Below are 12,663 nucleotides of genomic sequence, written 5' to 3'. Positions count from 1 at the left end.
TTTCCAAGTGCCGCAGATTGCCGTGAAAGAGGAGCGACGCGTACTTTGGTATGCGAGCGACGGTTTGAACGGCAAGGTGCGGTGCCTGGGAAAGCCGCTTAGCGGTAGCTGACGCTTTGCTGGGAGTCCTTGACGACTACGTCGTGGGCGCCGCCTTCGACGATGGAGGTGGAGCTTACCAGGGTCAGGCGTGCCTTTTCCTGGAGCTCGGGGATCGAGAGGGCACCGCAGTTGCACATCGTGGACTTGACCTTGTAAAGCGTGCCGCCCACGCCGTCCTTGAGGGAGCCGGCGTACGGGACGTAGGAGTCGACGCCCTCGACGAAGCTGAGCTTCGCGGCGCCGCCCAGGTCGTAGCGCTGCCAGTTGCGGGCACGCGCAGAACCCTCGCCCCAGTACTCCTTCATGTACTGACCGTTCACGTTGACGCGCTCGGTCGGGCTCTCGTCAAAGCGGGCGAAGTAACGACCCAGCATCATAAAGTCTGCACCCATGGCCAGGGCGAGCGTCATGTGGTAGTCGTAGACGATACCGCCGTCGGAGCACACGGGCACGTAGACGCCGGTCTCCTCGTAGTACTCGTCGCGAGCGCGGCAGACATCGATCAGCGCGGTGGCCTGGCCACGGCCGATGCCCTTGGTCTCGCGGGTGATGCAGATGGAACCGCCGCCGATACCGACCTTGATGAAGTCGGCACCGCAGTCGGCAAGGAAGCGGAAGCCCTCGGCGTCGACGACGTTGCCGGCACCGACCTTGACGTCCTCGCCGTAGTTGGCGCGGATCCACTCGATGGTGCGCTTCTGCCACTCGCTGAAGCCCTCGGAAGAGTCGATGCACAGGACATCGGCACCGGCCTCGATGAGCAGCGGCACGCGCTCGGCATAGTCGCGGGTGTTGATACCGGCACCAACCATGTAGCGCTTGTCGTTATCGAGCAGCTCGTTGGGGTTGGTCTTGTGGCTGTCGTAGTCCTTGCGGAAGACAATGCCCATGAGGTGATCGTTGTCGTCAACGATGGGCAGGGCGTTGAGCTTGTTGTCCCAGATGACGTCGTTGGCAACCTTGAGGCTGATGTTCTTGTCACCCACGATGAGCTGCTCACGCGGGGTCATGAACTCGGAGACCTTCGTCTGGTGGTCATCGCGACTGGGGCGATAGTCACGGCTGGTGACGATGCCCAGGAGCTTACCCTTGGGAGTGCCGTCGTCGGTGACCGGCATGGTGGAGTGACCGGTCTTCTCCTTGAGCTCGATGACCTGCTCCATGGTCATGTCGGGGGTCAGCGTGGAATCGGACTGAACGAAGCCGGCCTTGTGATCCTTGACGGCCTTGACCATAGCGGCCTCGGACTCGGCACTCTGAGAACCGTAAATGAAGGACAGGCCACCCTCGGTAGCGAGCGCGACACCCATATCGACGCCCGAGACGGACTGCATGATGGCGGAAACCATGGGGATGTTCAGGGTGATTGCCGGCTTCTCACCGCGCTTAAAGCGGGTTAGCGGCGTCTTAAGAGAGACGTTGTTGGGGATGCACTGCGAGGACGAGTAACCAGGGACCAGCAGATACTCCGAAAACGTGTGGGACTCACCGGGAAAGAACGTAGCCATGTTTCTCCTTTTTCCATGCGACCGGTCGGCTGCAGGCCTCGTAGGACCCAGCCCAACCTTGGGCGCCCAATACTGGGGAAGTATCTTAACGCACTTTGACTGCTACAATGCATGATTTAAGAAGAGCACACGAGGGTTTGACGCAGGCTTTGCGTTTACCCAGCAAACACTTTAGCGGAGAGACGTGGAGCGCATGGAGTACAAGACGACGGCAAAACTGGTCATTCAGTCGTGCGACAAAGATCTGCCGGGCGTGTTCGGCCACGGCTGCGTCTTGCTGCTGCAGGGTATCGCCCGCGAGCACTCGCTCAACCGCGCCGCCAAGAGCATGGGCATGGCGTATTCCAAGGCCTGGCGCATTGTGAACGAGGCAGAAGGACAGCTGGGCTGCAAGCTCATCGAGCGCGACGGCGCCCGCGGGTCCACCCTGACCCCCGCCGGCGAGCGAGCCATAGCGGTCTACGAGGAGCTGCAGGCCGACATCAACAACGTCATTGCCACCAAAGCAAACGACCTCATCGCAAGTATTAAAAAGTAGCTAATTTGGGACGGGGCCTTATAGCCACACAACCCCTTCTCATAAGTTGCGGTGAAATAGGGACTGTTTATGCGGTTAAAGCCGTAAATCAATCCCTATTTCACCGCAACTTATGGAGTCGAGGATGATTTAGCTACTTGCGGAGGGCATTATCTAGGGTGGCGGCCACGATCAAGGGGTCATCGCTTCCGGCGAAGAGGCGGATGGTGCTCCCCTGCTTGCCGTGTGGAGCCGAAAGGCGCGTCGTTGCGCCGCCGGCGGGCAATGTACGAAACTCCCCCGGCAAAGCATCGAAGAGATCACCCGCACTGCGCTCGATAAGATCAAACTCAACTGCCGGACCAAAGCCGTGCTCGAGGATTCCTGTCGCGATGGCATGGTCGGGATGCGAGCTCAGCCCGGGATAGCGCACGTCGCGCACCATCTCATTGGCGACCAAATACTCGGCCAGTGCACGGGCGCGGTCGAAGTGTGCCTGCATGCGGACATCGAGCGAGTCCAGCCCGCGCTCCAGCACACCGGCCTCGTCAGCAGGCAAATCAAGCTTGGCCAAGCCACGGCCATCAAGCAGGGCATGTGCGCACTCAGCCGCAGCATCCACGCGATGGCGCTTGAGCTGCGAGCGCGCGACCGATACGGCAACCAACTTGCGCGGAGCCTTGCCGGCGCACACGCGGTCGAGCGCCTCGAGCGACAGCACGGCACCCAAACGCAGCGGATCGCAGCCAAAAGCCGACGCCACCGTGTTATCCACCACAAACAGCGCATGGGCCTCACGAGCAGCGCGGCCCAGAGCGCGCAGATCGGGCACACGCAGACCAAACCCGCCGATGGAGTTGACGAACCACCACAGGTGCGGACCCTCGGCATCAAACAAAGCATCAATGCCCTCGGACGCAGCGGCAAACGCCTCGGCGGACGGCGAGCCCACCAGCGCGACATCGCAGCAATCAAAGCCGCTCGCAAACGCATCGGCAAAGTCGTCCGCAAAGGCCACCAGGCGGTCACCGGGACGCACAATCCCCAACAGAGACAGCGCCGCCGGAACATGCGAGGCCGCAAGCAACCGCGCCTCACGCGCGCCGGCCCTTGCAGCCCAGGCCTCTTCTAACTGCTGTACGCCCATACGGCACCTTCCCTCCAAAACAAAAACCCACGATGCGGATGTTACCCGCATCGTGGGCTACGGCTGCAGTATAGCGCCGATATGCGACGAATCGCCTAGATGTTGAGCGCGTGGTAGGTCACATTCGCGCCCAGAGCGTCAACGGTCACGCCATAGGCCTCAGGATAGATGCGCGTCGAGAACACGAGCGCGCCATCATTCACAAACACCTCGACCGACGAGACATCGCCAACAATGCGCACGTTACGAACCTCGTCGACGGGCTCCCAGCGCACGGTACGACCGCAGCCGGCAGAAGCGCGACCCTCATCGGTAAATCGCATCTCAAAGCGCGAGGGCAGTTCGCCCTCGGCGGGCACAAACGCCAGCTTCAGCTCGCCGTCAACGGTCGCGGTGAACGCGCCGTCGACACCGTCGACAACAACGTCAAAGCAGGCGTCGCCGGCGACCTCCAACGAGCCCGCCCCCACACGCACCGAGGCATAATGGCGCTCGATCTCGCGCGCCGGCTGTTGCAGCACCACGCCGCCAGCACCGGCTGTAAGCTCACGCGGCACCGTCATACAGTGCTGCCAGCCGCACGCCACGGTGGGCGCGTTGCCATAGGTCGGCTCATCGGGCATGCCCATCCAGCCGATCAGAATGTGGCGACCGTCCTCGGCCGTGAACTCCTGCGGAGCATAGAAGTCAAAGCCGGCGTCCCACAGGCGGAACTCGCCCAGCTCATAAGCGTCCTTGCCACCCGTAATGTTACCCGTAACGGGCATGTAGCCCGCTGCATACACATTGCCGCGGTCCCAACGGTCGCCCTCGAGCCCCTGGGGAGAGAAAGACAGAAACCTTGCCGGCACGCCGCCATCCGCCTCAAGCTCCAGATACCCCGGGCACTCCCACATAAAGCCAAAGCGCTCGGGGGTAGACACGCGGCTCTCGAGCTCCCAACTCAGCATATCGGCCGAGCCATACACCAGGATCTCGCCCACATCGCGCCCGGCACCCTCGCCGTGCATGGCGCAAAATCGACTATCGACATGCGGCCCATCCACGCGACGACGCGCGCCCAGCACCATGTGGTAACGCCCATTATCATCGCGCCACACCTTGGGATCGCGCACATGGCAGGTCAAATCCTCGGGATAATCCTCGGACGCCAGCACCACACGCTTTTGGCTGAACTCCCGACCGGCAAGGCCATCAACGCTCTCGACATAAACAGTATCGGCGCGGCGGCCGGTATTGACGTAGTCGTACGTGCCGTCTGCATCGGAGAGTTTAACGTTGCCTGTGTACAGTACGCGAATGCGGCCGTCCTCGGCAAGCGCGGAGCCCGAATACACGCCATGGCAATCAAACGGCTCGTCGGGCAACAGCGGGGCGCCAACATATTCCCAGTTCATAAGGTCGCGGCTTGTGGCATGACCCCAGGCCTTAACGCCGCCCTCGACATCAAACGGCGCATATTGAAAATAAGCGTGGAACACGCCGCCCGCTTGGCAAAGACCGTTGGGGTCGTTGAGCCAACCCGCCGGCGGCATAATATGGAAGCGCTGGCCATACGCGCCATGACCGCACTCAGTGGCGGCGGCGTCAACAGCGGCAACCAGCTTTGCAAGATCGCGACCAAGTGCATTAGACATATCAAAGTCCTAACAGATCGAAAGTTACAAGGCACCAGAGATCGGCGCCCGATGCTGGAAACGCCCGCGAGCATACAACCCGCGGGCGCCCCTCAATCAAAAGCTCTTAGGCCTGCTCGGAAGCCTTGGGCTCGTCCTTGTACAGGACAAACGAGACGGCAAAGGAAACCAGCGCGGCGACCGCAAACATGATCGCGTACTGCACGGGCTGGGCCAGGCACAGCAGGATACCGAAGATGCCGGTAACGCCGGTGCCGGAAGCAGCAAGCGAGGTGAGTGCGCAGACCAGGGCACCGCAACCGCCGCCGATGCAGCCGGCGATGAAGGGCTTAAAGAAGCGCAGGTTCACACCAAAGATGGCAGGCTCGGTAATACCCATGAAGGCGGACAGGGCCGAAGGAAGCGCCAGGCCCTTGATCTTGGCATCGCGGGTCTTAAAGGCAACGGCGAGTGCGGCGCCACCCTGGGCGATGTTGGCGGCACTGGCGATGGGCAGCCAATAGGTCACACCGTACTGGGCAAGCTGACCCAGGTCGATGGCGGTGTACATCTGGTGGATACCGGTAACGACCGTGGGGGCATAGAACAGGCCGACGATAAAGGAACCGATGCCGAAGGGCAGGGTCAGCAGGGCCTGGATCAGACCGAGGATGGCGTTCTCGGCCCAGACAAAGATGGGGCCGACGGCAACGAGCGTCACGAGCACGGTCACGAACACCGAGACGAGCGGAGTCACAAAGAGGTCGAACATCTCGGGAACGATCTTGTGCAGGCGCTTCTCGAGGAAGGCCAGAATGGCGCAGGCGATAACGATGGGGATCACATGGCCCTGATAGCCGACCCACTCAAAGCTGTACACACCGGGAATAACGGTAACCATGGTCTGAACGCCCTCGGAAGCAACCGTGTAGGCGCTCTGCAGCGAGGAGTTGATGAATGCACCACCGACGACAGCGCCCAGATACGGGTTGGCGCCAAAGGCCTTAGCGGCGGAGTAACCGATCAGGATCTGCAGAATGCCAAAGGACGTGCCCGAGACCAAGTCGGCGATCTTATAAATAAAGTTATTGGTGTCGAGCGCGATAAAGCCGTTGGAGGCCATGAAGTTGAGGGCGCTCATAATGCCCAGCAGCAGGCCCGAAGCCACGATGGCGGGGATGATGGGGACAAAGACGTCGCCGAGCACCTTAATGGCACGCATAAAGATGTTCTGCTGCTGCGCCGCGGCCTCCTTGACCTCGGCCTTGGTGGCAGCCTCGACGCCACTGAGCGCGATGAACTCCTCGTAGACCTTGTTGACGGTGCCGGTGCCAAAAATAATCTGCAGCTGGCCCTGGGCCTCAAAGACGCCCTTGGCGCCATCGACATTCTCGATGGCCTCCTTGTTAACCTTGGAATTATCGGCAATCACCAGGCGCAGACGCGTGGCGCAGTGTGCGGCCGAAACAACGTTGTCGGCGCCGCCAACATTGTCGAGCACCTCTTGGGCTGATTTGCGGTAGTCCATGACTTCCCTTTCCTCCAACGGGCGCATCAGCACCCGGCCATCTTTGACACTTACACTGTAATCGTTTTCAGTTTGATATGACTGTAATCGTTTTCAGTTTGATATGACTGTAATCGTTTTCATAGTAGGGTGAACGGTAGGAAAAAGCCGGCGAAAGGTAGTTTTGAAGCAAAAACAGGGGTCTCAGAGGCAGGCAGACGTGCCCAAGGCCTAGACATTCATAAGCTGATGGCCGAGCTTGAGCGTCTTGAGACCGCTCTCCCCCTCCTCGCCATCGAGCGCGTTGAGCAACATATTGGTCGCCTCAACGCCACTGGTCAGGTAGCCATAATGCACGGTGGGAATGCCGCCCGTCAGCGCGCGCAAAAACGCGTTGTCGCCAAAACCGCTCACGCGACGCACGCCCTCGCCCACGCCGCGCAGCTCGTCAAAAGCGCGCAGGGCGCCGGCCGCCATAGTGTCGGTCGCGCACGCGATAAACGAAACATCGGGATCGACGGAGAGCAGTTCGCGCGCAGCGCGATAGCCCGAGTCGAGCGTAAATGACCCCTGGCGAATCAGGCTCGGATCAAGCACCGCGCCCGCGGCGCGCAAGCCGGCCTCAAAACCGCGACGACGGTCGAAACCGGCCGCGCGGTCCTCTTCGGAAACTCCAATGTAGGCGATCTTGCCGTCCACGCGACCCGCAAGCGCACGGCCCAGCTCAAAGGCAGCCTCGTAATCGTCGTGATAGACACACGCCGCGCCCTCGACATGCTGACCGATCAGCACAATGGGCACGCGGCACGAGTCAATCGCCCGACGGTGCTCGTCGGTGATCATGGTTGCCACCAGCACAATGCCATCAACCGGATGGTTTTGGAATAAATCGAGGTATTCGAGCTCGCGATCGGGCGCATTGTCGGTGTTGGCAAGCAGCATCTGGTAGCCACGGCGACCGAGCACCTGGCCAATGCCAGCGGTAATGCGGCTCACGGATTCCGAGTTGATCTTAGGCACGATGACGCCGATGAGCTTGGTGGAACCGGTGCGCAGCGCGCGAGCCTGGCTGGATCGCACGTATCCGGTCAACTCGATTGCCTGCTTAATGCGCTCGGCCTTGTCCGCCGAGATATATCCACCGTTGAGGTAGCGCGAGACGGCGGCGCTCGAAACGCCCGCAAGCTCGGCCACATCTTTCATCTTTACCACGAGCACCCCTGTCATTGAAATCGCTTTCACCATAATACCCGCGAACGCGCTCAATGAATCAACTCGCCCATCCAGGTCGAGCAAACGTCAGCGAGCGGGCAGCTGCCGTGGCGAGGTGCCGCGAAAGAGGAGCGAAGCGTACTTTATGTACGCGAGCGACGGTTTGAGCGGCAGATCGCCTGGCAGATGCCCGCGCAGCGTCGACCGGTCCGGCGTTCGGCAGAACGCCGGAATATAAGAGCCCGGCAGATGCCCGCGCAGCGTCGAGCGGTCCGGCGTTTGTTAAAACGCCGGAACAAAGTTAGCCGTGGTACTCGCCGTTGTACTGGATGAGCGTCAGGTCCTCCACGCCATCGAGCGCGCGAATGGCGTCCGCATAGGGCATGTCAACGCCGTCCGAGAACACCTCGACGGTCATCTCGACCTTGTCGCCGCGCATGGTCTTGGACTTCACCGTAAACTTGGTGCGGCCAAACGCGCGCACGATATCGTCGCCCGTGGTCTGGCCCGTGTAGTGGATGACCATCATGTACACGCGCGCCTTGTCCTGATGACTCGCAAAGCCGGCGATCATCACCACGATGACCACGGCCGTTAGCCCCACGAGCGCATACATGCCGGCACCGGCCGTAATGCCCGTGGTAATGGCCCAAAACAGATACAGCAGGTCGAGCGGGTCCTTGACCGCTGTACGGTAGCGGACGATAGACAGAGCACCGACCATACCGAGCGAGATGACCACGTTCGTCGAGATCGCGAGCGTGACCATGCAGGTAAGCACGCACATGCCCACGAGTGTCACGGCAAAGCTGCGCGAATACACCACGCCGGTAAAAAAAGCGCTTGTACACGTAATAGATCAGGATGCCCATGCCGAGCGCCACGAGCAGCGACAGGCCAATCTTGGCAGGGTCGACCTGGCCAAACGCCTCCAAGACGGAGTTCTTAAAAAAGTCCCTGGTGCTCATGGTCTAAATATCCCCTCGGTTCTCAAAATCCGATTCCCAGTAATTAAATCCGCGCAGGTAGGCGGTCTTGTCATAACACAGGCAGTACTTAGAGACCGCCGTGAGTTCGGCCGCGCCCGGCGGCACCATATCGCGCACCAGCTGCGGACAAAACTCCGTAAACTTGACCTCCATCACCAGCTTGCCGGGCTCCAGGACCGGCAACGCGGGCAGCGTCGCGACAAAGATATCGAAGCTTCCCACCGCGGCACGCACGTTCATGTCAAACGTAATGCGCACGGTGCCCTCATCCATCACCCACGGCTCGCGCTCGTAGTCCACGATGGTCCGCGGGCGCATCATGTTGCAGATGCACTCGATGTAGAACTCGCGACAGAGCGGATAAGGACTCCTCAGCAAAAAGTCGTAGTCGCCAGCCAGAATCTGCTCAAACTCGCCGCGCGTAAGCGGCGCGTCCTCCTTGTAGATCCAGCTGCCGTACTTCTTTTTGCGCTCAAGCTTAATCACCTTGTCGCTGCCGTTATAGATGCGCACGCGATACTTTTTGCGCATGAGAATGCCGGCGTCTTTTTCCTCGTAGGCCGAGTTGCAGTAGTCGTCAAAATACAGGCTGCGAATGGTGTAACCACCCGCCCGCGCATGCTTGTCCAGTTTAAAAACCGGCGCCATGCGACAGGCAAGCGCGGAGTGCTCGCCCTCGTTAATGAGATATTTGAGCTCGTGGCGGTAACGCTCCTGCGTGGTACGTACAGGCGGAGCCGCCAAGCGCTCAAGCAGCGCGCTAGCCCTCCTCATACGTGTCCTCCACGACCTTACCGCCGTCTTGCACGTAAAAACACTTCATGCCGTAGTGCTTGCCGTCGTCAGTCACATAGTAGTCAAACGCATCTTGCCTATAACCGTCGGAGTTGGTGGCACGCACGCGCACAAAATACTGGCCGGCATCGGGCGCATCGCAGGTCACCTCGGGAAGCAGCACGTCCTCGGCCTTAAAGACCACGTCGCTTATGGCATAGTCGCGCGCAAGCTCTACGGTGTAGCGAATGTCGCGCGCCTCAAAGTCGTAGGACGCATCCCAGTTAATGCGCAGCTTACCGTTATCGATCTGCGGCACGCCGATGTAGAACGGCATGGGCTTTTTAAAACTCTCGCGAAAGCTCTTGTAGTTCTCCTCGATCTCGGAGGGAATCGCCACGGCGATCTGCTCGTATTGGTCCTTGGTGACAGGCAGATGGTCGATATCGGGCGAAGCAAAGACCAGGGATTCAGTCACCTCGCGGTAGTGCTTGATCATCTTGCTCAGGCGTGCCTCGGTCATATACGAGCGCAGGTCCTTGACGGCGCGGTCGAGCTCGCTGCGAAACGATTTGCTGCGCAGCGCACGATTGAACAGTACGTTGCCCCAGTAGTTGCTTGCGCCGCGCTCCCAGCTCGCATAGTCCGAGAACCCCGTAAGAGACAGCTCCAGCTTGCGCAGCATGCCGTCGTTGTCCCAATCTAAAAAGTACCAGGTATTTGAGTTGAGCGAGCTGTACAGATAGCAGTTACGGTTCTGCGTATCGCAGTTGCCCGTCAGAATCTGAAACGCCAGCCAATAGACCAGATTCTCAGTATCAAAGTAGGTGCCGAGCACGTCGTCGATCTTTTGCGATTCGTCGTTGAGCGCATCGAGCATCTCGATGAGCTTGGTGTGGTCCGAATCGCCCTTAATCTCGAGCATGCCCTCAAAGTTTGCCTGGTTGTAGTCGGGGTCGTCAGCAAGCTTAATGGTGTCCTCGCAGCGATGGAAATCGAAGCTGTTCACCTTGTACAGATGCCCGTTCTTATCCAGGCCATGTGCCTTAAGCGCCGTCTTGTTGAGCTGCTCCACCTGCGTAAACAAGCCATAGTCCTCAAAGGTGTCGTTGGACTTTTCGGTCTGGTCGCACACCCACAGATGCACAAACTGCGTGCGCAGGCCCATCATCTGGGGAATCCCGCGAATAAGGTCGTAGGCCATCTTGTTGCGAAAACGCATACCCTCGCCCATGTGCTTGTTGAGCGCAATCGCGCGCTGTTGGCGCCAGGTACCCTTGCCCTTTTTGAGCTCCACCTTGTAATTCTTTTGCGAGTTGTTGCTCGATGTCTGACCGCGCACCTGCACGGTGGCATTGGGCGCTTCCTCGCCATAGCCAACCTCGCCGGCCACCGGGCCGTCTTCGTCGCCCAGCTGCAGCAGGCCCATAACCTGATAGCGCGTCACGCCCATGTCGGCATAGTCATACACCGAGTACGTGTTGATCTCGGCCCAGCTGTGGTCGGTGTTCTCGGAGCTGTTGCCGCGTGAGACCGTCAGGTACATGGTCACAATACCCGAGTCGTCGTAGACCTCGTACAGCTCATCTTTATCGCGAAGATGCTTGGACTGATCGGAGGCCTCGGCCTTTTTAATCTTGTCCTGCTTTTTGACCTTTTTGGTCGAGGAGTCTTCCTGCACCGAGCAGCCCGAAAGCAACAGCGCACCGGCAGCCGCCTCAAACAGGCGACGGCGGGACATCATTCTATCGGTCATCAGAACCTCCCCAATGGTTGCGATACACGTGAACTACTGCGCGCTCAAACGCACCATGCGGCTCACCCTTATGGCGACCTTCCTCATAGCGCTGCTCGGCACGGTCGAGCAAGCGGCCCAGGTGTGTAAAGCAACCCGTTTTGTCGGTCGCCACAATGGGCTGCTGGCTCAGGATACGATACGGCAAGTTAGCGGTATAGGTATCGAGCCGCAGCAGCGCCACGATAAAAAACACCGCCGCACCCAACAAAAAGCCAAAGCCGTAAAACTGCTGCGGCAAAAGCAACGACACAGCAGTCGCCAGCCCGGCCACACCGGCAAACAGGCCCGAAGCCAGCACGGCCCCCTTATAGTCGGTAAAGTACAGCAAGATGAGCATCACCGTATTACCCACGGCATACAGGCCATAGCCCACGCACAGCGCGCGAAAATACCCGTGCATCAGGTTGTTAAAGCCCAACGGTAGGGCCGACAGCACCGTGGTCTCGAGCGAAATGACCGCCGCGGTCACAAACAGCTGCTTGAGCGCACAAAAGCGCAGTTCGCTGTTAAGCGTGGAGAGCATCTCCTCCTCGGCCACCACAATGTCGCCCACCACGCCGCCGTCGTTGAACAGGCTGTAGTAGTCGCGATAGCGCGGATAGAAGTTGACCTCGACCGAGACCACAAAGTTGACGGTCGTGACCAGGATGGTCAAAAACGCGATGAGCGCCGGCACATCGTAGTAGGGCGCACCATAAAAGAAGCCCTTGACCTGCACGCCAATGGGACCGGCCCAAATAATCACCAGGTGCGCAAAGAGCCCCAGATTGGTTAACAGGCCCGTGAGCGCCAGCGGCATAAACTGATCGAGCCACTGCAAAAAGAGCCAGGGGCTGCGGTCGCTCTGAGGAAAATACCGGTATAGCAGAACCACGTCCCAGGCAAGCATGACGCCGTAGCCCAGAGCAATTGATGCCAACAGGCCCTCGACCGGCGGCAGCCCCAGTGCCAGCGCGGCCAGGGCGCATAGGCACGCGACGCCAATGGCAGCCGCAAAGCTGCACAGGATACCGCGGTAATCCTTGATGGCGGTGAGGTAGCTCATGCCGTTCCAGTTGACGATCATAATGTTGAACAGCCACAGGCACAGCAGTCCCTGCAGCAGTGTGGCGCCCGAGAACAGCAAAAAGGCGCCGTAGAGCACGGTGCCAGCAACGAGCATGATGGCATTAGATCCCCAAAACGAAGGCAAGATCTCATCCTCGCGCTCGGCAAAGAGCATGTCAGCCAAAAAGCGTGTGACCGGCATGGAGAAAAAGCTCGTGAGCGTAAGCGACGCCAGCAGCGTGTAGGTCACCATGCACACCAGCAGATCCTGGTTGGCACGGCCCACGCCCCACAGACCACACAGCACCAAGATGCCCACCTGGAGCAGCACGCCCAACAGCATCGGGCCCGTGCACACAATGCCGGCGTAGCCGTAAGCGCGCATCGTGGCAAACAGGCCCTTGCGCCTAAACAGGCGCTTGAGCTCAAAACCGATTCCGGCCACC

10 protein-coding genes are annotated in these 12,663 nt (G+C 59.8%); 1 reads left to right on the top strand and 9 read right to left on the bottom strand.

Annotation, left to right across the window (positions count from 1 at the left end; translation table 11 throughout):
- Positions 1-98: 98 nt before the first annotated feature.
- Entirely contained in the window at positions 99-1,610 is a 1,512-nt protein-coding gene (locus tag GXM19_RS02030) for an IMP dehydrogenase (RefSeq protein ID WP_006234046.1), read from the bottom strand.
- A gap of 193 nt (positions 1,611-1,803) precedes the next feature.
- Between GXM19_RS02030 and GXM19_RS02025 the strand changes: the two genes are divergently transcribed.
- Positions 1,804-2,148 carry a winged helix-turn-helix domain-containing protein gene (locus GXM19_RS02025; RefSeq protein WP_006234047.1) on the top strand — a complete coding sequence of 115 codons (345 nt, stop codon included), beginning with the start codon at positions 1,804-1,806 and terminating at the stop codon, positions 2,146-2,148.
- A gap of 133 nt (positions 2,149-2,281) precedes the next feature.
- Here GXM19_RS02025 and GXM19_RS02020 read toward each other — a convergent pair whose 3' ends face one another.
- The 8 genes from GXM19_RS02020 to pelG form a co-directional block, all read right to left on the bottom strand.
- Positions 2,282-3,274, bottom strand: a complete 993-nt coding sequence (locus GXM19_RS02020; protein ID WP_006234048.1) for a PLP-dependent transferase — start codon at positions 3,272-3,274, stop codon at positions 2,282-2,284.
- 95 nt (positions 3,275-3,369) lie between these two features.
- Positions 3,370-4,911 (bottom strand): glycoside hydrolase family 32 protein, encoded by a 1,542-nt coding sequence (locus GXM19_RS02015; RefSeq protein ID WP_006234049.1) that lies wholly within the window; start codon positions 4,909-4,911, stop codon positions 3,370-3,372.
- Between the two features lie 106 nt (positions 4,912-5,017).
- The gene (locus tag GXM19_RS02010) at positions 5,018-6,418 is read right to left on the bottom strand and encodes a PTS transporter subunit EIIC (protein WP_040358191.1); all 1,401 of its coding nucleotides are present in this window, start codon (positions 6,416-6,418) and stop codon (positions 5,018-5,020) included.
- Positions 6,419-6,628: 210 nt separating this feature from the next.
- On the bottom strand, positions 6,629-7,600 hold the full coding sequence (locus tag GXM19_RS02005; protein ID WP_239057666.1) for a LacI family DNA-binding transcriptional regulator: 972 nt from the start codon (positions 7,598-7,600) through the stop codon (positions 6,629-6,631).
- Positions 7,601-7,910: 310 nt separating this feature from the next.
- Entirely contained in the window at positions 7,911-8,435 is a 525-nt protein-coding gene (locus GXM19_RS02000) for a DUF4956 domain-containing protein (protein WP_203572372.1), read from the bottom strand.
- Between the two features lie 145 nt (positions 8,436-8,580).
- On the bottom strand, positions 8,581-9,372 hold the full coding sequence (locus GXM19_RS01995; protein ID WP_006234054.1) for a polyphosphate polymerase domain-containing protein: 792 nt from the start codon (positions 9,370-9,372) through the stop codon (positions 8,581-8,583).
- Complete coding sequence (locus tag GXM19_RS01990) at positions 9,359-11,128, bottom strand: CotH kinase family protein (RefSeq protein ID WP_006234055.1); 1,770 nt, start codon at positions 11,126-11,128, stop codon at positions 9,359-9,361. The genes GXM19_RS01995 and GXM19_RS01990 overlap by 14 nt, the downstream gene beginning before the upstream one ends.
- A complete protein-coding gene (gene pelG / locus GXM19_RS01985; protein ID WP_050766075.1) occupies positions 11,118-12,662 on the bottom strand; it encodes an exopolysaccharide Pel transporter PelG in 1,545 nt (514 codons plus the stop codon). Before pelG ends, GXM19_RS01990 begins: the two co-directional genes overlap by 11 nt.
- Position 12,663 lies beyond the last annotated feature (1 nt).

It is taken from the genome of Collinsella aerofaciens ATCC 25986 (assembly GCF_010509075.1).
GTDB classification, from domain to species: Bacteria; Actinomycetota; Coriobacteriia; order Coriobacteriales; family Coriobacteriaceae; genus Collinsella; species Collinsella aerofaciens.
The sequence above is the reverse complement of the archived record's forward strand: the minus strand, read 5'-3'. Positions and strand labels throughout refer to the sequence as shown.

Coding starts and splice junctions, on each gene's coding strand:
- GXM19_RS02030 (WP_006234046.1), bottom strand. CDS start 1,610: ATGGCTACGTTCTTTCCCGGTGAGTCCCACACGTTTTCGGAGTATCTG.
- GXM19_RS02010 (WP_040358191.1), bottom strand. CDS start 6,418: ATGGACTACCGCAAATCAGCCCAAGAGGTGCTCGACAATGTTGGCGGC.
- GXM19_RS01990 (WP_006234055.1), bottom strand. CDS start 11,128: ATGACCGATAGAATGATGTCCCGCCGTCGCCTGTTTGAGGCGGCTGCC.
- GXM19_RS02025 (WP_006234047.1), top strand. CDS start 1,804: ATGGAGTACAAGACGACGGCAAAACTGGTCATTCAGTCGTGCGACAAA.
- GXM19_RS02020 (WP_006234048.1), bottom strand. CDS start 3,274: ATGGGCGTACAGCAGTTAGAAGAGGCCTGGGCTGCAAGGGCCGGCGCG.
- GXM19_RS01995 (WP_006234054.1), bottom strand. CDS start 9,372: ATGAGGAGGGCTAGCGCGCTGCTTGAGCGCTTGGCGGCTCCGCCTGTA.
- GXM19_RS02015 (WP_006234049.1), bottom strand. CDS start 4,911: ATGTCTAATGCACTTGGTCGCGATCTTGCAAAGCTGGTTGCCGCTGTT.
- GXM19_RS02005 (WP_239057666.1), bottom strand. CDS start 7,600: ATGAAAGATGTGGCCGAGCTTGCGGGCGTTTCGAGCGCCGCCGTCTCG.